This window comes from Aurantiacibacter sp. MUD61 (genome assembly GCF_027912455.1).
Classification (GTDB): domain Bacteria; phylum Pseudomonadota; class Alphaproteobacteria; order Sphingomonadales; family Sphingomonadaceae; genus Alteraurantiacibacter.
This window is the reverse complement of sequence record NZ_CP115446.1, coordinates 2,081,256-2,103,447: the sequence shown is the minus strand read 5'-3', so window position 1 is coordinate 2,103,447 and position 22,192 is coordinate 2,081,256. Positions and strand designations below refer to the sequence as shown.

General features: G+C 60.7%; 19 protein-coding genes. 15 read left to right on the top strand and 4 right to left on the bottom strand.

Going from position 1 to position 22,192, the window contains the following annotated elements:
- Positions 1-106 precede the first annotated feature (106 nt).
- The 8 genes from O2N64_RS10050 (at position 107) to O2N64_RS10015 (ending at position 10,504) form a co-directional block, all read left to right on the top strand.
- Positions 107-1,102 carry a PAS domain-containing protein gene (locus tag O2N64_RS10050; RefSeq protein WP_271077474.1) on the top strand — a complete coding sequence of 332 codons (996 nt, stop codon included), beginning with the start codon at positions 107-109 and terminating at the stop codon, positions 1,100-1,102.
- A 62-nt stretch (positions 1,103-1,164) separates the two neighbouring features.
- Entirely contained in the window at positions 1,165-2,145 is a 981-nt protein-coding gene (locus O2N64_RS10045; protein WP_271077473.1) for an ArsR/SmtB family transcription factor, read from the top strand.
- A complete protein-coding gene (gene metF, locus O2N64_RS10040; RefSeq protein ID WP_271077472.1) occupies positions 2,145-3,107 on the top strand; it encodes a methylenetetrahydrofolate reductase [NAD(P)H] in 963 nt (320 codons plus the stop codon). Before O2N64_RS10045 ends, metF begins: the two co-directional genes overlap by 1 nt.
- The gene (locus O2N64_RS10035; RefSeq protein ID WP_271077471.1) at positions 3,104-4,150 is read left to right on the top strand and encodes a homocysteine S-methyltransferase family protein; all 1,047 of its coding nucleotides are present in this window, start codon (positions 3,104-3,106) and stop codon (positions 4,148-4,150) included. Before metF ends, O2N64_RS10035 begins: the two co-directional genes overlap by 4 nt.
- Positions 4,151-4,164: 14 nt before the next feature.
- Positions 4,165-6,780 (top strand): methionine synthase, encoded by a 2,616-nt coding sequence (metH, locus tag O2N64_RS10030; RefSeq protein ID WP_271077470.1) that lies wholly within the window; start codon positions 4,165-4,167, stop codon positions 6,778-6,780.
- A gap of 84 nt (positions 6,781-6,864) precedes the next feature.
- Positions 6,865-8,499: a hypothetical protein gene (locus tag O2N64_RS10025; protein WP_271077469.1), complete on the top strand. Its 1,635-nt coding sequence runs from the start codon at positions 6,865-6,867 to the stop codon at positions 8,497-8,499.
- A gap of 88 nt (positions 8,500-8,587) precedes the next feature.
- Complete coding sequence (locus O2N64_RS10020; protein ID WP_271077468.1) at positions 8,588-10,162, top strand: cryptochrome/photolyase family protein; 1,575 nt, start codon at positions 8,588-8,590, stop codon at positions 10,160-10,162.
- 96 nt (positions 10,163-10,258) lie between these two features.
- Positions 10,259-10,504, top strand: a complete 246-nt coding sequence (locus O2N64_RS10015) for a hypothetical protein (protein WP_271077467.1) — start codon at positions 10,259-10,261, stop codon at positions 10,502-10,504.
- Here O2N64_RS10015 and O2N64_RS10010 read toward each other — a convergent pair.
- The 4 genes from O2N64_RS10010 to ada all read right to left on the bottom strand — a co-directional run bounded on the left by O2N64_RS10010 (position 10,498) and on the right by ada (position 14,959).
- Positions 10,498-11,403, bottom strand: coding sequence for a CPBP family intramembrane glutamic endopeptidase (locus O2N64_RS10010; protein WP_271077466.1), 906 nt, complete (start codon positions 11,401-11,403; stop codon positions 10,498-10,500). The genes O2N64_RS10015 and O2N64_RS10010 overlap by 7 nt on opposite strands.
- Positions 11,390-13,090, bottom strand: coding sequence for a SulP family inorganic anion transporter (locus O2N64_RS10005; RefSeq protein ID WP_271077465.1), 1,701 nt, complete (start codon positions 13,088-13,090; stop codon positions 11,390-11,392). The genes O2N64_RS10010 and O2N64_RS10005 overlap by 14 nt, the downstream gene beginning before the upstream one ends.
- Positions 13,091-13,179: 89 nt before the next feature.
- On the bottom strand, positions 13,180-13,923 hold the full coding sequence (locus O2N64_RS10000) for an isocitrate lyase/PEP mutase family protein (protein WP_271077464.1): 744 nt from the start codon (positions 13,921-13,923) through the stop codon (positions 13,180-13,182).
- A gap of 4 nt (positions 13,924-13,927) precedes the next feature.
- Positions 13,928-14,959: a bifunctional DNA-binding transcriptional regulator/O6-methylguanine-DNA methyltransferase Ada gene (gene ada / locus O2N64_RS09995; RefSeq protein WP_271077463.1), complete on the bottom strand. Its 1,032-nt coding sequence runs from the start codon at positions 14,957-14,959 to the stop codon at positions 13,928-13,930.
- A 79-nt stretch (positions 14,960-15,038) separates the two neighbouring features.
- Between ada and O2N64_RS09990 the strand changes: the two genes are divergently transcribed.
- The 7 genes from O2N64_RS09990 (at position 15,039) to atpD (ending at position 22,191) form a co-directional block, all read left to right on the top strand.
- The gene (locus O2N64_RS09990; protein ID WP_271077462.1) at positions 15,039-16,598 is read left to right on the top strand and encodes a S1C family serine protease; all 1,560 of its coding nucleotides are present in this window, start codon (positions 15,039-15,041) and stop codon (positions 16,596-16,598) included.
- A 7-nt stretch (positions 16,599-16,605) separates the two neighbouring features.
- The gene (locus O2N64_RS09985; RefSeq protein ID WP_271077461.1) at positions 16,606-17,160 is read left to right on the top strand and encodes a hypothetical protein; all 555 of its coding nucleotides are present in this window, start codon (positions 16,606-16,608) and stop codon (positions 17,158-17,160) included.
- 156 nt (positions 17,161-17,316) lie between these two features.
- A complete protein-coding gene (locus tag O2N64_RS09980; protein WP_271079639.1) occupies positions 17,317-17,874 on the top strand; it encodes a F0F1 ATP synthase subunit delta in 558 nt (185 codons plus the stop codon).
- A gap of 29 nt (positions 17,875-17,903) precedes the next feature.
- Positions 17,904-19,433: a F0F1 ATP synthase subunit alpha gene (atpA, locus tag O2N64_RS09975; RefSeq protein WP_271077460.1), complete on the top strand. Its 1,530-nt coding sequence runs from the start codon at positions 17,904-17,906 to the stop codon at positions 19,431-19,433.
- A 29-nt stretch (positions 19,434-19,462) separates the two neighbouring features.
- Positions 19,463-20,332, top strand: coding sequence for a F0F1 ATP synthase subunit gamma (locus tag O2N64_RS09970; protein ID WP_271077459.1), 870 nt, complete (start codon positions 19,463-19,465; stop codon positions 20,330-20,332).
- Positions 20,333-20,348: 16 nt separating this feature from the next.
- Positions 20,349-20,690 carry a hypothetical protein gene (locus O2N64_RS09965; RefSeq protein ID WP_271077458.1) on the top strand — a complete coding sequence of 114 codons (342 nt, stop codon included), beginning with the start codon at positions 20,349-20,351 and terminating at the stop codon, positions 20,688-20,690.
- A 43-nt stretch (positions 20,691-20,733) separates the two neighbouring features.
- On the top strand, positions 20,734-22,191 hold the full coding sequence (gene atpD, locus O2N64_RS09960; RefSeq protein ID WP_271077457.1) for a F0F1 ATP synthase subunit beta: 1,458 nt from the start codon (positions 20,734-20,736) through the stop codon (positions 22,189-22,191).
- Position 22,192 lies beyond the last annotated feature (1 nt).

Below are 22,192 nucleotides of genomic sequence, written 5' to 3'. Positions count from 1 at the left end.
TTTATGGCGGACGAAATAAGGGATCGTGATGTCAGAGAATTCGAAACGCGTAGCCCGCGCAGAAAGCGCGGCTGAGCACCTGCCTGCGGGAATTTCCGCACGCACGATGCAAGACCTCCCCATTTCGCTGGTGATAGCAGATGCGCAGCTGGAAGACCGGCCGCTGATCTATGTCAACAGCGCCTTCGAACGGATGACCGGCTTCCACCGCGAAGCCATTATCGGGAAGAACTGCCGTTTCCTCCAGGGCGAAGATACCGATCCGGCAACGAGGGAGGAGATTAGGGAAGCTCTGGAAAAGGGCCGCGAGGTTACGACGGACATTGTCAATTACCGTTCCGATGGTGAGAAGTTCATCAATCGCCTGATGATCGTTCCTTTGCAGGACGATGGTGGAAAAGTGACCCATTTCATGGGCATCCAAACGATTTGTCCCGAACAAAACAGCGCCACAGCACGAGCCGCCAAGCTGGATGAATCGCTGCGAGAAGTTCAGCACCGCGTGAAGAACCACCTTGCAATGCTGCTCGCGCTGATCCGTATGGAGGCCAAGCAAACTCGCGACGCGAAGTCGGCTCTTGAAGTGCTCGCCAATCGCGTGGAAGCGCTGAACCTTCTTTATGACGAGTTCACGCGAACCGGTAAATTCGAAGGCGGAAGCATCGCCTTGGGTGCGTACGTTTCGCGCGTATGCAGCGCCCTGAACATGCTTGATGGCAAGAGCGAAGTTCGTCTCAACATGCAGACTGAACGCTTGAATGCCTCGCTCGATGCCTCTTCTCAAGTTGGCCTGTTGGTCTCCGAATTGCTCACCAACGCCCTACAGCACGCCTTTGATGAAAAAGATGGAGGTATTGTCGAAGTTCGACTTTGGCAGTCCGATGGGGATACCATTTGCCTGTCGGTCAGCGATGACGGTTCTGGTCTGCCTGAAGATTCAGCGTGGCCAAAAGAAGGTAATCTAGGTGCGCGGATCGTGCGCGATCTGGCATCACGGCTCAATGCCGAAATCAACGTTGAGACAGGTGACGACGGCACCAATGTCACACTGAGCATCCCAGCCCGCTCAATACAGCCGAAACGCGCAAAAGCCGACGCATAGAAAGAAAGAAGGTTTCCAAAGAAACCGCATTGCCCTCTTTCAGCATATAACAATTTCGTTATATGCTTATATCAATGCAGATCGAACCTGCCCTTCGTGCCCTCTCGGACAGCTCGCGCCTGCGCGTGATGCGGCTGGTTGCGCAGATGGAATTGTCGGTCGGCGAGATCGCGCAGGTGCTTGGGCAGAGCCAGCCGCGCGTTTCCCAACATGTGGCGCGGCTTGTCGATGCCGGGCTGGTGGAGCGGCGCAAGGAAGGCAATTCGGTCTTCCTGCGCGAGGCCTCACCCTGCCCCATCGGCGATGCGCTGAACCGACTGTTCGCCACTGCCGAGCGCGAAGATGCAGATTTCTCCGAGCAATCCGAAGCCGATCGCAATCGCCTCGCCACCATTCGCGATGCGCGGGAGAAAGAGGCAGACCGCTATTTCGCTCGCCATGCGGACGAGTGGGACACTTTGCGCGAAATCCATGGGCCGGAGAAGGCTAGCGAAGAGGCCCTGATTGCCGCCCTCGCCGATGCTCCGATCGGGCATTTGCTCGACATCGGCACCGGCACCGGGCGCATAACCGAATTGCTGGCACCCCATGCGAGCCATATCGTTGCGCTCGACAAAAGCCTCGACATGTTACGTGTCGCCCGCGCCCGCCTGCAGGCGATTGCGCCGGACAAGGTCGAGCTGGCGCAGGGCGATTTTACGAACCTGCCTTTCCCCGCAGCCAGCTTCGATACGGTGCTGCTGCACCAGGTGTTGCATTTCGCGCACGACCCCGCACTGGCGCTCAAAGAGGCTGCGCGCGTCACGCGATCCGGGGGTCGTATCGCCGTCGTCGATCTTGCGCGGCACGAGCTTGACGAACTGCGCACCCGCCACGCCCATGCCCGCCTTGGCTTTGCCGATGCCACCATGGCCAAATTGCTGGCCGAAGCCGGCTTCGATCCGGCCGACCCGGTAGAAGTGCCGGGCCGAGAATTGACAGTCAAAATCTGGTCCGCGACGCGTATCGCGCACCCAGCCCCTCAAGAAAGAGAGATCGCCTGATGAGCGCCGCCCCTCCCATCACACCTTTCCCCGGTGCCGTTACGCTGGATGAAGCGCATGAAAAGCGCCGCTCGCGCGAGACGCCGCTGTTCTCCGGACTGCCCGGCGACATCGACGTAAGTTTCGAATTCTTCCCGCCCAAGACGGAGAAGATGGAAGAGAAATTGTGGGACGCGGTGCAGGAACTCGCCCCGCTCGCCCCGGAATTCGTTTCGGTCACCTATGGCGCAGGCGGCTCCACGCGGGAACGTACGCATAACACCGTGGCGCGCATCATCCGGGAAACCGGCATTCCCGCTGCCGCGCACCTGACCTGTGTCGATGCCAGCAAGGCGGAAACGCAGAAAATCGCAGAAGCATATTGGGAAGCTGGCGTGCGCCATATCGTCGCCTTGCGCGGGGATGCGGGCGAGCCGGGCGCGCCTTTCGTCCCGCATCCCGATGGCTACACCAATGCAGCGGAACTGGTCAGCGGTCTGAAGGAAGTGGCCGATTTCGAGATTTCGGTCGCCGCTTATCCGGAAACCCATCCCGATGCCGATTGCCCGCAGGCCGATCTCGACAATCTCAAGCGCAAGATCGATGCAGGCGCATCGCGCGGGATCACCCAGTTCTTCTTCTCGGCAGAGAAATTCTTCGACTTTTCAGACAATTGCAAAGCCAATGGGATCGACGCGCCGATGGTGCCGGGTATCCTTCCGGTGACGAATGTCGCGCAGGCGCGCAAATTTGCCGGACAATGCGGCGCAGTGATCCCCGACTGGATGGACGGACTGTTCGAAGGGCTCGATGAACGCCCCGCCTCGCGCCAGCTGGTCGCGGCAACCGTCGCTGCGGAGCTTTGCCGCCGCCTCTATGCTGGCGGTGTGCGCCAGTTCCATTTCTACACTTTGAACCGTGCCGACCTTGCCTATGCGATTTGTCATATGCTCGGTCGCCGACCTGTGGGGACCTCATCATGAACGCCCGCGAACAACTCGATGCGGAAGCCGCCAAGCGCATCCTGATTTTCGACGGGGCGTTCGGCACGCAGATACAGGAGCGCAAGCTGTCCGAAGAGGATTACGCGGGCGACCTTGGCCTGAAAGCCGACCAGAAGGGCAATAACGACATCCTCGCCCTCACCCGCCCGGATGTGATTGCCGACATCACCCGCGCCTATCTGGAAGCCGGATCGGATGTGGTTTCGACCAACACCTTCTCCGCCAACACGATCAGCCAGGCCGATTACGCGGCAGAGGCGCTGGTGCGCGATATCAATATCGCCTCCGCCCGGATCGCGCGCAAATGTGCGGACGAATATGCCGCCAAAGATGGCCGCCCGCGCTTTGTTGCAGGAGCTATCGGACCGACCAACAAGACCCTGTCGCTTAGCCCCGATGTCGAGGATCCGGGCTACCGCGAGATCGACTTCGATTACCTGACCTCGGTCTATCTCGACCAGGCAGAGGCGCTAGTCGAAGGCGGGGTCGATTTCATCCTGATCGAAACGATTTTCGACACGCTCAACGCCAAGGCCGGGATCATGGCGGTGAAGCAATTGTCCGAAAAGCTGGGTCGTGATGTGCCGATCATGCTCTCAATGACGCTCACCGACCTGTCGGGCCGCAATTTGTCAGGCCACACGGTCGAGGCATTCTGGAACGCCGTGCGTCACGCCAACCCCGTCACGATCGGCCTGAATTGCAGCTTCGGCGCCGACCAGCTGCGCCCGCATGTGCAGGTCCTCTCCGACATCGCCGATACGCTGTTGCTCGCCTATCCGAATGCAGGCCTGCCGAACGAGCTGGGCGAATATGATGAGCTGCCGGAGACCACCGCGAAACTCACCGGCATCTGGGCCGACAATGGCCGCGTGAATATCCTCGGCGGCTGCTGCGGCTCCACTCCCGATCACATCGCCGCGATGGCCAAGCGCGTCGAGGGCGTTGCCCCGCGCAAAGTGCCCGAACGCGACACCAAGATGCGGCTCGCAGGGCTCGAGCCCTTCGTCGTCGCCGCCTGATTTACGGACACACAATGACCGACAATTCCACCGCCCGCTTCATCAATATCGGTGAGCGCACCAATGTCACCGGCTCAGCACGGTTTAAGAAGCTCATTATGGGCGACGACTATGCGACGGCCGTCGAAGTCGCGCGGCAGCAGGTCGAGAACGGCGCGCAGATCATCGATGTGAACATGGATGAAGGCCTGCTCGACGCTGAAAAGGCAATGACGACCTTCCTCAAGCTGATTGCAGCGGAGCCGGACATCGCCCGCGTGCCGATCATGATCGATTCGTCGAAGTGGGATGTGATCGAGGCGGGGCTGAAATGCGTTTCGGGCAAGCCGATCGTGAACTCCATTTCGATGAAAGAAGGCGAAGAGCAATTCCTCGAGCAAGCCAAAAAATGCCGTGACTACGGCGCTGCCGTGGTGGTTATGGCGTTCGACGAGGTCGGCCAGGCGGACACCAAGCAACGCAAGGTCGAAATCTGCTCACGCGCCTACGAACTGCTGGTCGCAAACGGTTTTCCGCCAGAAGACATCATTTTCGATCCCAACATCTTCGCAGTCGCCACCGGCATTGCCGAGCATGATCGCTACGGTCTCGACTTCATCGAGGCGGTGGCCGAGATCAAGCAGCGCTGCCCACACGCGAAGACCAGCGGCGGCCTCTCCAACCTCTCCTTCAGCTTCCGGGGTAATGAGACCGTGCGCCGCGCGATGCACTCGGTCTTTCTCTATCACGCGATCCCCGCCGGCCTCGACATGGCGATCGTCAATGCGGGACAGCTCGATGTGTACGACGCCATCGACCCGCAATTGCGCGAGCTTTGCGAAGACGTGATCCTCGCCCGCCGTGAGGACGCAGCAGAGCGATTGGTCGATCTCGCCGAAAGCTATCGCGGAACCACTGAAAAGGACGAGAAAGCCGCACAGGAATGGCGCTCGCTTCCCGTCACCAAGCGGCTCGAACACGCGCTCGTCAAAGGCATCGATGCGCATATCGTCGAAGATACCGAGGAAGCGCGCCAAGCCGCCAATCGCCCGATCGAGGTCATCGAAGGCCCGCTGATGGACGGCATGAATGTCGTTGGCGACCTGTTCGGCAGCGGCAAGATGTTCCTGCCGCAAGTCGTCAAATCCGCGCGCGTGATGAAAAAAGCCGTCGCCCACCTCATCCCCTTCATCGAGGCGGAGAAAGACCTGCTTCCCGAAGAGGAGCGCAAGTCCAAGGGCAAGATCATCATGGCGACGGTGAAAGGAGACGTGCACGATATCGGCAAGAATATCGTCGGCGTCGTGCTGCAGTGTAACGGCTATGATGTCATCGACCTTGGGGTGATGGTGCCGTGGAGCAATATCCTCGAAACCGCGCGCGTGGAAAAAGCCGATATCATCGGCCTGTCGGGCCTCATCACTCCGTCGCTCGACGAGATGGTGACGGTGGCCGAAGAGATGCAGAATGCCGAGATGGACATACCGTTGCTCATCGGCGGGGCCACCACCAGCAAGGTCCACACCGCGCTGAAAATCGACACCAATTACGATGGTCCGGTGATCCACGTGCTCGATGCGAGCCGCGCGGTTGGTGTCGCCTCCAAACTCCTTTCCGACACGGCCAAGCCCGAATTCGTCGGCGAAGTTGCAGGCGAATATGAAAAAGTCCGTCTCGCCCGCGAAGGCAAGACGCCGAGCGTGCTGCTGAGCATCGAAGACGCGCGCGCCAATTATTACGACGCCTATCTGTCGGACAAGCCCGCCCCGCCCGCAAAGCCGGGTATCCATGTCTTCGACGATTGGGACCTCGCGGACTTGCGCGAATGTATCGACTGGACGCCTTTCTTCCGCGCGTGGGAATTGCACGGCACCTATCCCAAGATCCTGAAGGACGAAGTGGTGGGCGAAACCGCGACCCAGCTCTTTGCCGATGCCAATGCGATGTTAGACCAGATCGTGAGCGAGAAATGGCTCACCGCCCGGGGCGTAGCCGGCTTCTGGCCGTGCGCGCGCGATGGCGACGATGTGACTGTTCACCTCGCCGATCAGGAAGAGCATGTCCTGCTACCCTTCCTGCGCCAGCAGGTGCGCAAATCGCGCGAGCGGGCGAATATGTGCCTTGCCGATTTCATCGATCCCGCGGGCGACTGGATCGGCGGCTTTGCCGTGGGCATCCACGGGATCGAACCGCATATCGAGCGCTTCCAGGCCGACAAGGACGATTATTCGGACATCCTATTGAAAGCTCTGGCAGACCGGCTGGCCGAAGCCTTTGCCGAACGGCTGCACCAGCACACCCGCATCGATCTGTGGGGCTATGCGCCCGATGAAAACCTGACCAACGCACAGCTTATCAAGGAAGAATATCGCGGCATTCGCCCTGCACCGGGCTATCCGGCGTGCCCCGATCATTCGCTCAAGCCCATCCTGTTCGATTTGCTGAATGCGCAGGAAAACGTCGGGTTGAAGCTGACCGAAAGCTTTGCCATGCTGCCAACTGCGGCGGTGAGCGGCTTTTACTTTGGTCATCCCGAAAGCCAGTATTTCGGCGTGGCCCGCGTGGGGAGCGATCAGCTGGAGGACTACGCCAATCGCCGCGGCATCCCGCTGGCAGAGGCGGAGCGTTGGCTGCGACCCAATCTGGATTAGTGCCAAGGGCCACTTGCGTCCTGTTAAACCCATCAATAGTGTGGCGAATCTCACCACCAGATAGCTAACGGGACGGGCACTGGAATGTTCAAACGAATTCTTGGCGGATTTACCGCCGTTTTACTTGCGCTGGGCCTGACGGCTCAGACAGCCGCTGCACGCGATTGGTATCGCGCCGAAAGCGCGCACTTCATTCTTTATTCGGAAGATTCCGAAGAAGCGACGATCGACTACGTGCAGGATCTGGAGCGCCTCGATGAAGTGCTGCGCCTGATGACCGGTGTCGGCGCCGATGACGGCAGCCTGCCGCCTTCAACGAAGGTGACGGTGTTCCGTTACGGCCAGACGCGTGACATGGCATCGCTCGCCGTGGGCAATCGCAATGCCGGCATCGGCGGATTCTTCATTCCACGCGCCACCGGCGCCGTGGCGTTCGTGCCGCGCCAGCGCAATTCGCGCAGTGGTCGCAGCCGCGCGCAGGACATTGATAGTGCAATGCAGCTCGAGCCAAAGGCCGTGCTCTTTCATGAATATGTGCACTATTTCATGTTCCAGCATGCCGATGCGCCGTACCCACTGTGGTACAGTGAAGGCTTTGCAGAGCTGTTTTCCAATCTGCAGTTCGAAGAAGACTACTTCATCATTGGCGATGTGCCGACCTGGCGTAGCGCATCGCTCACATCGATTCCTCTCGATCTCGAAGCAACGTTCGATCCGCCGGCACGCGGCGATCGTTACACCGTCGGTCGCACCTATGCGCACGGCTGGCTGATCGCGAGCCACCTCAACCTGAACGCTGATCGTCGTGGCCAGATGACCACCTACATGCAGGCGATCGCAGAAGGTGCGCCGGTCATGGAAGCGGCTGAGCGGGCATTCGGCGATCTTGACGTCCTGTATGACGAACTAGAGGAATTCCGCACCGGTCGTGCGCGAACCCTGCGCGTTCCCTATGCCGTACAGGCCGAACCCGAGGTCGAAATCCGCCAGCTCGACGAAGCTGAAGAAGCTCGCATGAGCCTGATGATCCGGTCGAAGCGCGGTGTCGATGAAGACGAAGCGCAGCGACTGGTTCGCGAGGCACGCAGCCTCGTTGCGGAATATCCCAACAGCACAGCGGTATTGCTCGCCGCGCTCGAAGCCGAATTCGATGCCCGCAATTATGACGAGGCTGAAAGCCTTGCCCAGCGCGTGCTCGAAATCGATGCGGAGAACACCACTGCGGCCTATTATTATGCCGACGTGGCCCTGCGCCGGTCTTTCGAAGATCCGTCGCAATATGCAGTAGCGCGTGATCGTTTCATCGATGCCAATTTGATGGAAAACGACCACCCCTATCCGCTGTACGGCTATTACCTCAGCTATTTGCTCGATCCGAGCGTGGATGAGGTGCCTGAAGGTGCAAAGGCTGCGCTGGAAACGTCCTTCGCCTATGCCGCATTCGACACCGGCGTGCGCCGCGCGCTGGTCCACATGCTGCTGACCGAAGAGCGCGATGATGCGGCCCGCGTCGTGGGTGCTGAGTACATCACCGGCAACGGCATCGGCCCATGCGTCTACCGCCACTATTTCGAAGAATATCGGAACGGCAATCGCGAAAAACTGATGGAAGAAATTCGTCCGGATCACCCGGGTGAGTATCTCGACGAAGACGCCCGCGAGGCGCTGCGTGACGAGTTCCGCGAGGAAGCCGAAGCGCTGGGTTGCGAAGTCGACTAAGCGACCGACCTAACCTCAAGCCTATCGGATGATGCGGGCGGCCCGTGGTTCTCAGGAACCGCAGGCCGCCCGCAGCCATTTGGGGCCTATGGCAAATGACAATTCCGGCCCGGTGCTCGTCCCTATCCTCGGGGACCAGCTGACCCGCAATCTGGCATCGATCCGGGGGCGCACCAAAGATGATACCGTCATCCTGATGATGGAAGTCTGGGACGAGGCGACTTACGTCAAACACCACAAGCAAAAGATCGCGCTGATCTTCTCCGCCATGCGTCATTTCGCCGCCGAGCTGGATAATGCCGGCTGGCAGGTCGATTACGTCAAGCTGACGGATAACGACAACGCAGGCAGCTTCACCGGCGAGATTGCGCGCGCGGTGGAGCGGCACTCGCCCCGCGCCATTCACGTGGTCGAAGCAGGCGAATGGCGCGTACAGCAGGCGATCGAGGAATGGCCCGACAAATTCGATTGCGAGGTAGAAATCCTGCCCGATGATCGCTTCATCTGCCCGCTCTCCGACTTCAACGAATGGGCGGAGGATCGCGACACGCTGCGGATGGAAAATTTCTACCGCGAAATGCGCAAGCGCACCGGCATCCTGATGACCGAGGACGGCAAGCCCAAGGGCGGCGACTGGAATTACGACGAAGACAATCGCGCTTCCCCCAAGGAGGAAATGAGCCCTCCCGATCGTCCGTTGTTCGAGCCTGACGACATCACGCAGGAATGCATTGCTTTGGTCGAAGAGAAGTTTGGCGACCACTTCGGTGATCTCGACAATTTCGGCTGGCCAGTCACGCGCGACGAGGCAGAGAAAGCCGCCGATGCCTTTTTCAAGGAGCGGATCGAGAAGTTCGGCAAGTATCAGGACGCGATGGTCTATGGTCAGGATGACCTCTACCATTCGATGCTTTCGACGAGCATCAACCTCGGCCTGCTCGATCCGCTCGAACTCTGCAAGCGGGCGGAGAAATGCTACGAAGATGGCACCGCGCCGATCAATTCGGTCGAAGGTTTCATACGGCAGTTGATCGGCTGGCGTGAATATGTCCGCGGCTTTTACTGGCGCTTCATGCCGGGGCTGGAAAGCGACAATAAGCTGAACGCGCAGCGCGGGCTTGCCGAATTCTTCTGGACTGGCGATACGGATATGCGCTGCCTTTCGGACAGCATCCGCTCGACGAAAGAGAATGCCCACGCGCACCACATCCAGCGGCTGATGGTGCTGGGCAATTTCTGCCTGCTCGCCGGGATCAATCCGCGCGAAGTGCAGGACTGGTATCTGGTCGTCTACGCCGATGCCTATCAATGGGTCGAACTGCCCAATGTCGCGGCAATGATCCTCTACGCCGATGGCGGCAAGCTCGCCTCGAAGCCCTATTCGGCCTCCGGCAATTACATCAACAAGATGAGCAATTACTGCAAGGACTGCAAATACTCGGTCAGCAAGAAGACCGAGGAGGACGCGTGCCCGTTCAATTCGCTCTACTGGTATTTCATGGACCGTCACCGCGACCGCTTCGGCAGCAATCCGCGCATCGGCCGGGTCTATGCCAATTGGGACCGGATGGATGACGAGAAGAAGCAAGCCTATCTCGACCGGGCCGAAAGCTTTCTCGGCACGCTGACGCCTGCAGACAGCAGCTGGGCGCGTGCGGAGTAGCATTTGGCAGAGCAGCGGCTGACGCTCGTCGACCAATCATTGTGCGGTGGGGGCAATAGGCGCCTAGCCGATCCTGCGATCCAGGAGCCCGCCACAATGACCACCTTACAGATGAACGATGCGCAGATTTGCGGCGAATTGCGCAACCTGGTCGCCAAGGAACGCGCTCGCTTTCGCGAGGATTTGCGCGATTCCATCGCTCTGATCGAAGCGCAGGCGTCTACCTATTCAGCCGAAGAAAAGCTCCGCGCGACGAAAGTCATCGCCGAAATACGTGCGAAAATGGATGCGGCAGATGAAATGTACGATCAGATGTACACCTATCTGGAGCGCTGTCAGTAGGCGGTGGTTTCGGTTCCCTTGCGGCTCCACATCGGCTTCACGATGCGGCCCACGGCCTGCGCCTTGTAAAGCATCCATATCCCTGCACTGGTCGCCACGATCAGCGCGAATATTGTCGCTTCCAGCCCGAAACCTCCGCCAGCGAGCAGCCAGTGCCCCTCCAGCGTCGCGGCAATCGGGCCCTCGGTCGGATTGCCAGACACCGGTACATCCCACAGCGCCTGCACGACATTCCAGCCTGCATGGATCCCGATTGCCAGCCAGAGCGAGCGGGTGAGAATATAGGCGGCGCCAAGCAAAATCCCGGCCTCGATCGAAATCGCGAGCGAGCTAAAGAAAGTGGCATTGTCATTGCCCGCATGAAGGAAACCGAAAACCAGCGCACTGATCGCCAGCGCGATCCATGTGCCGGTGAATTCCTCCAGCCAGCGCAGGACGATGCCGCGGATCAGCAATTCCTCGAAAAAACCTGCATATAACCCAAACACGAAGATGATCATCGCCCAGTCGCCAAAGCCATCTGTGCCCGTAATGCGATAGGCACCGAACACGGCGGCCAGTGCAACGCAGATCGAAATCAGCAGAGCGCCGATCCCGAAGCCCTTCGCCGTATCGGTGAAAGCGCGCGCATCGAACGGCAGATCGTCATGCTTCTTGCGGCCGAGCCTGCGTACCAGCAGTTTGTAGACCAGGCCGGTAACAACAACGATCAGCACAGCGCCGATAATGTCCACCCATGCCTCTGCCAGATTGGGAACCACGACGAAGCGCATGAACACCGAAACCAGCGCCACCGCTGCGACAATAAGCACCACGCCCACCACCATCGCGACAAGCGGGAACTGCCAGATTTTTACCAAAAGTGAGCGATCACTCGTCGTGGGCTCAGTCGCGGTCATTTTCATCCTCCCGATCGGCAGAGCAATACTCCATCGCCTGCCCCACAGTGCGATGGAAGGCAATCTCGCTGGTGTCGATGGATTGCAGGCTTTCGGCAACCGGCTCATGCAAAGCAGCGAAGTGCAGCCTGATGCCTTGCAGGTTGAGGCGGGTGCACAGGCGGCGCAGCATGGCGGCTCCGCTCGCATCGACGGCGTTTACCGATCGCATGTCGAGCACAAGGCAATGCACATTGTTATGCCTGCTTACCCGCTCCATGATCTGCTCTTCGGCGAAGGCAGCATTGGCGAAATAGAGCGACCGGTCGATACGCACGACGAGCACCGGCTCATCCAGCATTTTGACGTCTTCGCGCGCCACCGAGCGGAACGACTTGCCGCCATCATCTGTGCCGATGCGGGTGACTCTGGGCAGCGAGGAGAACCACAGAAAATGCACGATGCTGATGCCCGCGCCGACCGCGAGGCCCAGCCGTACGCCCAGCATCAGCGTGGCGATGAAGCAAATGGCGATAATCGCGCCTTCCAGCCGATCATGCGACCAGACGTTCTTGATATCGGCGAGCTTGATCAGGCCGAAGACTGCCGAGATCACCAGCGCCGCCAGTGCAGTCTTGGGAAGATACGCAAGGAGCGGCGCGAGAAACAGCAGCACGGCCAGCACCACGGCCGAACCGACGACCGATGCGACGCGGGAGGCTGCCCCGCTTTCCTCCACCAGCGCCGACCGGCTGAGGCTCGCGCCCACCGCATAACCGCCGGTGAAGGCTGCAGCGATATTGCCCATGCCCAGCCCGACAGCCTCTCGGCTGGTGTCGAGATGGCTGCGATCCGCCCCGGCGAGCGATTTCGCGACAGCGGTCGCGGTGACGAAAACGATGATTGCAACGGCGGCACTGCTCGGCAGCAGCGATGTCCAGAGTGCCATATCTATCGTGGGAACGGTAATTGGCGGGAGGGCGGCAGCCACAGGCTCTACCGTCTCGACCCCGGGCGCGCCCATGGCGAAGAGCGCCGCCGCGACGACGACCAGCAACGGCAGCGATTTGGCGACCGCCTGACGGTAAGGCGGGTGCAGGCCGAGCTTCCACAAGGCAGGCGCGGCAAAACGATTTAGGATGAGGAGCACGACCACGGCAACTCCGCCGATCACCGCCGTACGCGTCTGGATATTGCCGATCTCGCCCAAGATCGCCGACAGTGCCGTCGGCAAATCGCCCGCCCGCGCAACGTCGAGCCCCAAGAGCGTTGGCAATTGGCTGAAAGCAATCAGGACCGCAGCAGCGGCAGTGAAACCCAGCAAGGCAGGCTCGCTTACAAAATTCACCAAGCGCCCAAGCCCCAATGCGCCAAGCAGGACGAGTAATATCCCCGCCTCGACCGCGATAATCATCGCCGCCTGCGCCGGATCGCCGCCCGATGCCGCCTCCGCCACGATCAAAGATACCAGTGCGACCGGCCCCATGGACACGAAGTTGCTGGTGCCGAACAGCATGTAGAGAACCGGCGGGACGAGCGCAGCAAACAGGCCGGTTTGCGGGGGCAGTCCGGCAAGCTGCGCATAAGCCATGGCTTGCGGCACGAGCAGGATCGCAAGGATCAGACCGGCGATCACATCCTTGACCGCTTTGTGGCCGCCATACTCCTTGAGCCATCCCAGCTGCGGTATCAGCGCACCACCAATCATTACGCGTCCCTTCTTCCTTGCCCGCCGCACCCTAGGCGCGTGCAGCAATTTGGCAAGAAATCAGGGCAATAGGCTTATGGAGAACTGCTTCAGCTTGAAAGCGCCGCCCGGGCAGACGCTTCCAGCGCGGCCATGGCATCCCTCCAGGGGCCGGGCCCGTGGCTGATCCGCGCGACCCCCAAAGCGCCAAGCTTGGCATTGGTCGGCATTCCGGGAAGGCGCATCACGTTTACGGGAAGCGGAGTTCCCGCGCACAGCCTCTCGATCAGACCGCTATCGCTCAATCCTGGCACGAAGAACCCGTCTGCGCCTGCTCTCTTGTATGCCGCACCTCTTTCAAGGGCCTGTTCGACCAGATCGGCCGAGTTCGGATCATTCCCCGCCATTAACGGGCCAAGGAACACATCGGTGCGCGCATTGATGAAGAGGCCGGTCTCCGCCAGAGCGGCAATGCGTTCGCTCTGCTCGCCAACATCGCGCAATCCGCCGGTAAGGAGCCGATCTTCCAGATTGCAACCGATGACGCCAAGATCACACAGCGCCCGCCCATTGGCGGCGAGCGTTTCGCAATCTGAAGCATATCCGGTTTCAATGTCCACGCTGAGCGGCAGGTCGTTGGCACCCGCAATCTGACGTACCGTCTCCAGCAGTCTTTCCCATGGCAAATGCTCGCCATCATCGAAGCCCTGCGCCCCTGCAAGCGAGAGGCTGCCCGTCGCAATCGCTTTGGCCCCTGCATTGGCAACGGCAACCGCGCTGCCTGCATCCCAGATGTTGAACAGCACGAGGGGTTCGGCGCTGGTATGCAGCGCCGCAAATTCTTGCTTAGTCATGTCACTATTGTCCTTCGCGTTTCAGCAGTTCGGCTTTTATGTCTGGTCCGTAAGCGTATCCGCCGATAGAGCCATCGGACTGCACGACGCGGTGGCACGGGATCAGCACGGCAATATTGTTCGCGCCATTTGCCCCGCCCACTGCGCGGCTCGCGTTAGGATTGCCAAGCGCTGCGGCGAGATCTCCGTAGCTGCGCGTTTCGCCTGCCGGTATGCGGCGGAGCTCCTGCCACACGCGCTGTTGGAAAGCGGTGCCTTTGACATCGAGCGGGATGGCGGAATTGTCCTGCCCCGGCTGTTCGACAGCGGCGACGACCTGGTCGAGCAATTCGCGGAATGCCTCCCCGCCCTGCACCAGTTCGGCTTTGGGGAAGCGCGCGCGTAATTCAGCCTCGCCTTCGCCGAAGGAAAGGCAGCACACCCCCACATCGGTCGCCGCGACAAGCATCTGGCCAAGCGAGGTTTCCACCACGCTCCAATGGATCACCCTGCCCTTGCCGCCATCTGTCCAGTCGCTTGCCGTCATGCCGAGCCTGTCTTTCGTTTCTTCGTAAAAGCGTGAGGGGGATGAATAGCCTGCCGCATAGAGCGCATCGGTGACGCTGTTGCCTTCTGCCAAGGCCTCCCGCACCCGCTCTTCACGCAGCGCGCGAGCGAAGGCGGCAGGCGAAAGCCCGACGGTGCGAGTGAAAAGGCGCTGGAAATGGGTGGGGGAATAGCCGGTCAGATCGGCCAGCTGGTCCAACGTCATCGCGCCGTCCGCGCGGATTGCGGCGATTGCGGCAAGGACGCAGGCTTCCTCTGCGCTCTGCATATTGGGCGAGCAGCGCTTGCAAGCGCGCAGGCCCGCTGCCTCTGCTTCAGCCGCGCCGGGATAGAAGCGCACATTCTTGCGCAGCGGCTTTCGCGCCGGGCAACTTGGGCGACAATAGATGCCGGTCGAATGCACGCCGGTAACAAAGACGCCGTCGAAACGGCGGTCCTTGGCCAGCGCGATTTGCCAGCGATCATCATCGGTGAGGCTGTGTGTCGTCATGGCGCCCATGTTACGCTTTTCACATTGCTGCGCGTCCCGAAGCTTGCGGTCAATGTAATGGGCAGTAGAGATAGCGCCGATGGTTCGGTTTTTCATCCTGATCGCGTGCGCGCTGTTCACCAGCCTGTTGCTGCCCTCACCGGCTGTTGCCGACCCTGCGGATATCGACGCGGCCTCGCGAGGCGTCGTGCGTGTAGTCATCATCGGCAATGACGGGCCGGAAATCTTCCCGATCTCGCATGGCACCGGCTTTGCCGTGGATCAGGAACGCATCGTCACCAATGCCCATGTGGTGGCAGAGGCGGTGCGCGACGATCGGCTGGATATCGGTATCGTGCCTGCCGACGGCGATGAGGCCGTCTACGCGCGTATCGTGGCGATCAGCCCGCGCAATGATCTGGCCCTGCTCGCCACGACAGAACCGCTTGGCCTGCCGCCGATGACAATAGCCGGTAATCCGGCGCAGAGCGGACCGGTGACCGCCATCGGCTATCCGCTGAATGTAGACCGGGCGCAGGGCCTTTCCTTCTCCGACATGTTCCGCGCGCAGCCACCGGTGACCGCCACCGGCTTCCTGTCAGGCCGCAGACCAAGCCGCGACTTCGATACCTTGCTGCATACAGCACCCATCGCAGCGGGGAACAGCGGCGGACCGCTGGTGGATGAATGCGGCCGCGTGTTGGGCGTCAATTCCTTCGGCGCGGAAAGCGAAGGGTCCGATGCGGAATTCTTCTTTGCCGTCTCGACCCGCGAACTGCTGCCGTTCCTGCGCGCCAATGGCGTCACGCCGCGGATCAATTCCGCCGAATGTCGCAGCATGGAAGATCTGAACGCGCAGGAGCGGGCACGCGAACTGGCCGAGCGCGCTGCAGAGGAAGAACGGACGCTCGCCGCCGCAGCCGCGCTTGAGGATCGCACCGCAGAGCTTCGCCGGAACGTCAGCTATGAAGTGATGGACGAACGTTCCAACAAGCTGGCTTTCACTTTCCTTTTGCTGCTGATCGGCACCGGTGCCGGCGGGCTGGCGGCTTTCGCGCATCACGGGCAGGATTATCGCATGCGCTCGATTGGCGGCGCAATTGCGCTGGTTGCCGTGGTGGGTGCTGCCATCGCCTGGCTCACGCGCCCCGCCTTCTCCGAAATCGACGAGCGGGTGGAACAGGCCTTGCGCGATGAGATGCCCGACACTTCTGGCTCGGGGCCCATCGCCATTGCGTCCAGTACCGGCGCATACACTTGCGTCCTCGAGGCGGCGCGCAGCCGCTTTGTTGGCGATCCGACGGAGGACCTCAACATCGACTGGAGCGAAGATGGCTGCGTCAATGGACGGACGCAGTATGGACTGGACAATGGCCAGTGGACGCGCGTGTTCGTGCCCGGCAGCGAAGCCGCCGTTTCGGTGAACAGCTTTGATCCCGATGAAGGCGAATTCGTGATGGAGCGATATTTGCTGTCCCGCGCGCCGATGACGACCGCCCGCTCCGCCCGCGCGCAATATGAAGCCCCGAGCTGCGGCGCGGGGCAGGATGCTGCTCTCCAGCTTGGCGGATCGCAGAACTCCATTCTTTCCAGCCTGCCCGACATGCCGAACGAACGGCTGGTCTATAGCTGCACGCTGGACACCGAGAGCGGCGAGTAGAGTCTAAATGGAACAAGCTCTCGTCTTCGCTTCCATCGTGCTCGGCATTGCTGTTGCGTTTGAATTGCAGCATCTCAACACGCTTCTGCGCTCCCGAAATGTGAAATGGCATTGGGCGCAGCCGCTGTTTGCGCTGTTTGTCCTGATGACGATCATGTCCTTCTGGTGGATGATCGCCAGCGGGCGGTTCGAAGGTGAAATCTCGCTGCTGCGTTTCCTTCCCATCATGTGGGTCCTGGTGTTGCTGAACCTGCTCGCCGCTGTCTCCCTGCCGGACAATGTCCCCGAAGAAGGCCTCGATCTCGCACAATATTATCAGGACAACCGGCGATATATGTGGGGGCTTTACGTGCTGGTCCTCGGCCCGCTGGCGATAAACTGGATTTTCGTTGGCTTTACGCGTTCGAATAATCTGCGCGAGCTGCTTCCCTATCTGGGGTCGGAACTCCCGCCGCTGCTCGTTATGATCATGCTGATTTTCGCGCGCAGGTGGTGGCTCATCGCGGTTGGCTACGCGCTATTGTCCATTATCGTATTCAACTGGCTGTTTCGCACCTTATAGACCTTGGTCCAAGGTAGAGGCGAAAGTCTTGGGGACGCGGCTTGCATCCCTTGCCACCCGATGCTAGGCGCGCGCCAGCTTTGAAGGGTGCTTCGTGCATCCGATTCCAAGGCATTCGAATTTTACCGTTTCTCGGACCCAAGAGGATATTCGCGCGTGGAGCTTTCCGCCGGTATCAAGGCCAGCCTGGCAGGGCGTTATGCATCTGCCCTTTTCGATCTTGCCAGTGAAGCTGGCACGGTGACCGCCGTCGAGTCCGATCTCGACAAGCTGGACGCTGCTCTCAGCGAATCGGCAGAGCTGCGTGCGCTGATCACCAACCCTGAAATCAGCCGCAACCAGATCGGTAGCGTTATGGCGGGTCTCGGCGATCACCTCGGCCTGACCGAGCTGACGAGACACTTCCTCGGCGTGCTTGCGGAAAACCGCCGCGTGTCCGCGCTGCCCGGCATGATCCGCGCCTTCACCACCATCGCTGCTGCCCAACGCGGCGAAGTGCAGGCCGAAGTCGCCAGCGCCCACGCGCTGACCGACGAGCAGATCGCCACGCTGGAAGGCAAGCTGCGCGCCCGCGAAGGCCGCACCGTGAAATTGAAATCACGCGTCGATCCTGACCTTCTGGGCGGGCTCGTCGTCACCATTGGATCTCAGCGCATCGACAGCTCGATCCGTACCCGTCTCAACTCCCTCGCCCAGGCCATGAAGAGCGCCTGAGTAGCCACACACCAAGAAGGCTTATTGCAATGGAAATCCGCGCCGCAGAAATCTCCAAGGTCATCAAGGACCAGATCGCCAATTTCGGTACTGAAGCCGAAGTCAGCGAAGTCGGCTCCGTTCTCTCCGTCGGTGACGGTATTGCCCGTATCCACGGCCTCGACAAGGTGCAGGCCGGTGAAATGGTCAAGTTCGCCAATGGCGTAGAAGGCATGGCGCTGAACCTCGAAGCGGACAACGTCGGTGTCGTGATCTTCGGTTCGGACCAGGACATCAAGGAAGGCGACGTCGTCAAGCGGACCGGCACGATTGTGGACGTTCCCGTCGGCAAGGGCCTGCTCGGCCGCGTGGTCGATGCGCTCGGCAACCCGATCGACGGCAAGGGTCCGCTGACCGACGTTACCAAGGCGCGCGTCGAGCAAAAAGCTCCCGGCATCATCCCGCGTGAATCGGTGAGCGAGCCTGTGCAGTCGGGCCTCAAGGCCATCGACGCCCTCGTTCCGGTTGGCCGTGGCCAGCGTGAGCTGATCATTGGTGACCGTCAGACCGGTAAGTCGGCCGTCGCCATCGACACTTTCATCAACCAGAAGGGCGTCAATGCCGGCGATGATGAAGGCAAGAAGCTTTACTGCATCTACGTCGCTGTGGGCCAGAAGCGCTCCACCGTCGCGCAGATCGTGAAGCAGCTCGAAGAAAACGGCGCGATGGAATATTCCATCGTCGTAGCCGCTACCGCTTCGGAGCCCGCTCCGCTGCAGTATCTCGCCCCCTACACCGGCGCTGCCATGGGTGAATTCTTCCGCGACAACGGCATGCACGCCGTGATCGTTTACGACGACCTGTCGAAGCAGGCTGTGGCTTACCGCCAGATGTCGCTGCTGCTGCGTCGTCCTCCGGGCCGCGAAGCCTATCCGGGTGACGTTTTCTACCTGCACTCACGCCTGCTTGAGCGTGCGGCAAAGATGAACAAGGCAGAAGGCGGCGGCTCGCTGACCGCGCTGCCGATCATCGAAACGCAGGCTGGCGACGTGTCGGCCTACATCCCGACCAACGTGATTTCGATCACCGACGGCCAGATCTTCCTCGAAACCGACCTGTTCTACCAGGGTATCCGCCCGGCCATTAACGTGGGTCTGTCGGTTAGCCGCGTGGGCGGTGCCGCCCAGACGAAGGCGATGAAGAAGGTCGCCGGCTCGATCAAGCTGGACCTCGCACAGTACCGTGAAATGGCTGCTTTCGCGCAGTTCGGTTCGGACCTCGACGCCTCGACCCAGCGCCTGCTGAACCGCGGTGCGCGTCTGACCGAGCTGCTCAAGCAGCCGCAGTTCTCGCCGATGCCGGTGGAAGAGCAGGTCGTCTCGATCTTCGCTGGTACCAATGGCTATATCGACGATGTCGCCGTTGACCGCGTAACCGAGTATGAATCCGCGATGCTCAGCTATATGCGTAACGAGCATGCAGACGTCCTCAAGACGATCCGCGACACCGGCAAGTTTGAAGACGACACCAAGGCTGCCGTGGTGAGCGCGCTCGACACGTTCGCCAAGCAGTTCGCGTAAGTCAGGAACGAGACGGTTAGGGAGCCAACATGGCCTCTTTGAAGGAACTCAAGGATCGGATCGGGTCGGTCAAATCGACCCAGAAGATCACCAAGGCGAAGCAGATGGTCGCCGCGGCGAAGCTGCGCAAGGCGCAGGCGGCGGCGGAAGCTGCGCGTCCCTACGCCAATCGCCTCGCCGATGTCATGGGCTCGCTCGCCAGCAAGGTGAGCGGCGACAGCGCCCCGCTGCTGCTGCGCGGTACGGGTTCGGACCAGAAGCACCTGCTTGTGGTCGTGAACACGGACAAGGGCCTGTGCGGTGGTCTCAACTCGAACATCGTCAAGGAAGCCAAGAAACAGGCCGAAGCGCTGATTGCTGCTGGCAAGGACGTGACTTTCTACCTCGTCGGCAAGAAGGGCCGCGCGCCGATCAAGCGTACCTACGAAGATCGTATCGGCCACCACTTCGACACTTCGGGCGTTCGCAACATCGGTTTCGAAGAAGCCGAAGCGATTGCAGACGATCTGGTTGCGCGTTTCGAGAAAGGCGAATTCGATATCGCCCATCTCATCTACCCGATCTTCAAGAGCGCGCTGGCGCAGGACCCGACAACGGTCCAGCTGCTGCCCGTGCCCTCGCCCGACACCGCCGAGGAATCGGACGCAGCCGTCGAATATGAGCCCGATGAGGAAGAAATCCTCGCCGAGCTGCTGCCGCGCTACGTGAAGACCCAGCTGTTCGGTGCCCTGCTGGAGCGTGAAGCTTCCGAACAGGGCGCATCGATGACCGCAATGGACAACGCAACGCGCAACGCCGGCGAACTCATCGACAAGCTGACCATCCAGTACAACCGCAGTCGCCAGGCCGCGATTACCACTGAACTCATCGAAATTATTGCCGGTGCGGAAGCGCTGTAAGGTAACCGAGGAAATTATGAAGAAAATTGCCCCCCTCCTTCTCCCGATCCTCGCTCTCGCTGCTTGCGGTGAAGAGCCCGCTCCCGAGCCCACCTCTGAAGCTGCGCCTGCGGTCGAAGAGACTGTTGAGCTGCCTGCACCCGATCAGGCTCTCTTCGCCAGTCTGCTGGCAGAGCAGTGCCCGGGCGCAGAACCGGTGAACACCGCCGTTTGCAGCCGCGCCATGGGTGCGGATGAAGCCGTTTGCGAATATGGCCTGGGCGATGACGAATACCTCCGCAACGCCGCCACCATCGCGGTGAACGAAGGAGGCGATGCCTGGATGCTCACCGAGGGCGACGCCGTCTGCCCGCAATAAGTTTCAAGACTTTCAACTCATTAGAACGCCACAGGAAACCAACATGGCCACCGCACCCGCACTGAACCAGACGACCAACGGCACGATTGCCCAGGTCATCGGCGCCGTCGTCGACGTCGCTTTCGAAGGCGAACTGCCGCCGATCCTTTCCGCGCTCGAAACGAAGAATGGCGACCAGACGCTCGTTCTCGAAGTGGCGCAGCACCTTGGTGAGAACACCGTGCGCACCATCGCGATGGACGGCACGGACGGCCTTACGCGTGGTCAGGAGGTGATCAACACCGGCGCACAGATCTCCGTTCCGGTCGGCCCGAAGACGCTCGGCCGCATCATGAACGTCGTGGGTGAGCCGATCGACGAGCGCGGCCCCATCGGCGCCGACATGACCTCGCCGATCCACGCAGAAGCACCGGCCTTCGTCGACCAGTCGACCGAAGCCGACATTCTGGTGACCGGCATCAAGGTGATCGACCTGCTCGCACCTTACGCAAAGGGCGGTAAGATCGGCCTGTTCGGCGGCGCCGGCGTGGGCAAGACGGTGCTCATTCAGGAGCTCATCAACAACATCGCAAAGGGTCACGGTGGTGTGTCCGTGTTCGCCGGTGTGGGTGAGCGTACCCGTGAAGGTAACGACCTCTACCACGAATTCCTCGACGCCGGCGTTATCGCCAAGGATGACGATGGCAACGCCATCTCCGAAGGCTCGAAGGTTGCCCTCGTCTTCGGCCAGATGAACGAGCCTCCGGGCGCGCGTGCCCGCGTTGCTCTCTCCGGCCTGACCATGGCCGAATACTTCCGCGACCAGGAAGGCCAGGACGTGCTGTTCTTCGTCGACAACATCTTCCGCTTCACCCAGGCAGGTTCGGAAGTGTCCGCGCTGCTTGGCCGTATTCCTTCGGCTGTGGGCTACCAGCCAACCCTGTCGACCGACATGGGCAATTTGCAGGAACGCATTACCTCGACCACCAAGGGCTCGATCACCTCGGTGCAGGCTATTTACGTGCCTGCGGACGACTTGACCGACCCGGCGCCTGCAACCTCGTTTGCTCACCTTGACGCAACGACCACGCTGAACCGCGCCATTTCGGAGCTGGGCATCTACCCGGCAGTGGACCCGCTGGACTCGACCAGCCGCGTTCTCGAACCGCGCGTCGTCGGCCAGGAGCACTACGACACCGCTCGCCGCGTCCAGGAAATCCTGCAGAAGTACAAGAGCCTGCAGGACATCATCGCCATTCTCGGCATGGATGAGCTTTCGGAAGAAGATAAGCTCACCGTGGCGCGTGCCCGCAAGATCCAGAAGTTCCTCTCGCAGCCGTTCCACGTTGCCGAGGTCTTCACCAACATCCCGGGCAAGTTCGTGCAGCTGGAAGACACGGTGAAGTCGTTCAAGGCCGTCGTCGAAGGCGAGTACGACCACCTGCCGGAAGCTGCCTTCTACATGGTCGGCGGCATCGACGAAGCTGTCGAGAAGGCCAAGAAGATGGCTGAGGACGCCTAAG

Bases quoted from the DNA above. Each gene is read 5' to 3' on its own strand.
- O2N64_RS09990 (WP_271077462.1), top strand. From the start codon at position 15,039: ATGGTTCGGTTTTTCATCCTGATCGCGTGCGCGCTGTTCACCAGCCTG.
- O2N64_RS10025 (WP_271077469.1), top strand. From the start codon at position 6,865: ATGTTCAAACGAATTCTTGGCGGATTTACCGCCGTTTTACTTGCGCTG.
- O2N64_RS10020 (WP_271077468.1), top strand. From the start codon at position 8,588: ATGGCAAATGACAATTCCGGCCCGGTGCTCGTCCCTATCCTCGGGGAC.
- metH (WP_271077470.1), top strand. From the start codon at position 4,165: ATGACCGACAATTCCACCGCCCGCTTCATCAATATCGGTGAGCGCACC.
- O2N64_RS09965 (WP_271077458.1), top strand. From the start codon at position 20,349: ATGAAGAAAATTGCCCCCCTCCTTCTCCCGATCCTCGCTCTCGCTGCT.
- O2N64_RS10045 (WP_271077473.1), top strand. From the start codon at position 1,165: ATGCTTATATCAATGCAGATCGAACCTGCCCTTCGTGCCCTCTCGGAC.
- atpD (WP_271077457.1), top strand. From the start codon at position 20,734: ATGGCCACCGCACCCGCACTGAACCAGACGACCAACGGCACGATTGCC.
- ada (WP_271077463.1), bottom strand. From the start codon at position 14,959: ATGACGACACACAGCCTCACCGATGATGATCGCTGGCAAATCGCGCTG.
- O2N64_RS09970 (WP_271077459.1), top strand. From the start codon at position 19,463: ATGGCCTCTTTGAAGGAACTCAAGGATCGGATCGGGTCGGTCAAATCG.
- O2N64_RS10050 (WP_271077474.1), top strand. From the start codon at position 107: ATGCAAGACCTCCCCATTTCGCTGGTGATAGCAGATGCGCAGCTGGAA.
- metF (WP_271077472.1), top strand. From the start codon at position 2,145: ATGAGCGCCGCCCCTCCCATCACACCTTTCCCCGGTGCCGTTACGCTG.
- atpA (WP_271077460.1), top strand. From the start codon at position 17,904: ATGGAAATCCGCGCCGCAGAAATCTCCAAGGTCATCAAGGACCAGATC.
- O2N64_RS10000 (WP_271077464.1), bottom strand. From the start codon at position 13,923: ATGACTAAGCAAGAATTTGCGGCGCTGCATACCAGCGCCGAACCCCTC.
- O2N64_RS10035 (WP_271077471.1), top strand. From the start codon at position 3,104: ATGAACGCCCGCGAACAACTCGATGCGGAAGCCGCCAAGCGCATCCTG.
- O2N64_RS10010 (WP_271077466.1), bottom strand. From the start codon at position 11,403: ATGACCGCGACTGAGCCCACGACGAGTGATCGCTCACTTTTGGTAAAA.
- O2N64_RS09985 (WP_271077461.1), top strand. From the start codon at position 16,606: ATGGAACAAGCTCTCGTCTTCGCTTCCATCGTGCTCGGCATTGCTGTT.
- O2N64_RS10015 (WP_271077467.1), top strand. From the start codon at position 10,259: ATGACCACCTTACAGATGAACGATGCGCAGATTTGCGGCGAATTGCGC.
- O2N64_RS10005 (WP_271077465.1), bottom strand. From the start codon at position 13,090: ATGATTGGTGGTGCGCTGATACCGCAGCTGGGATGGCTCAAGGAGTAT.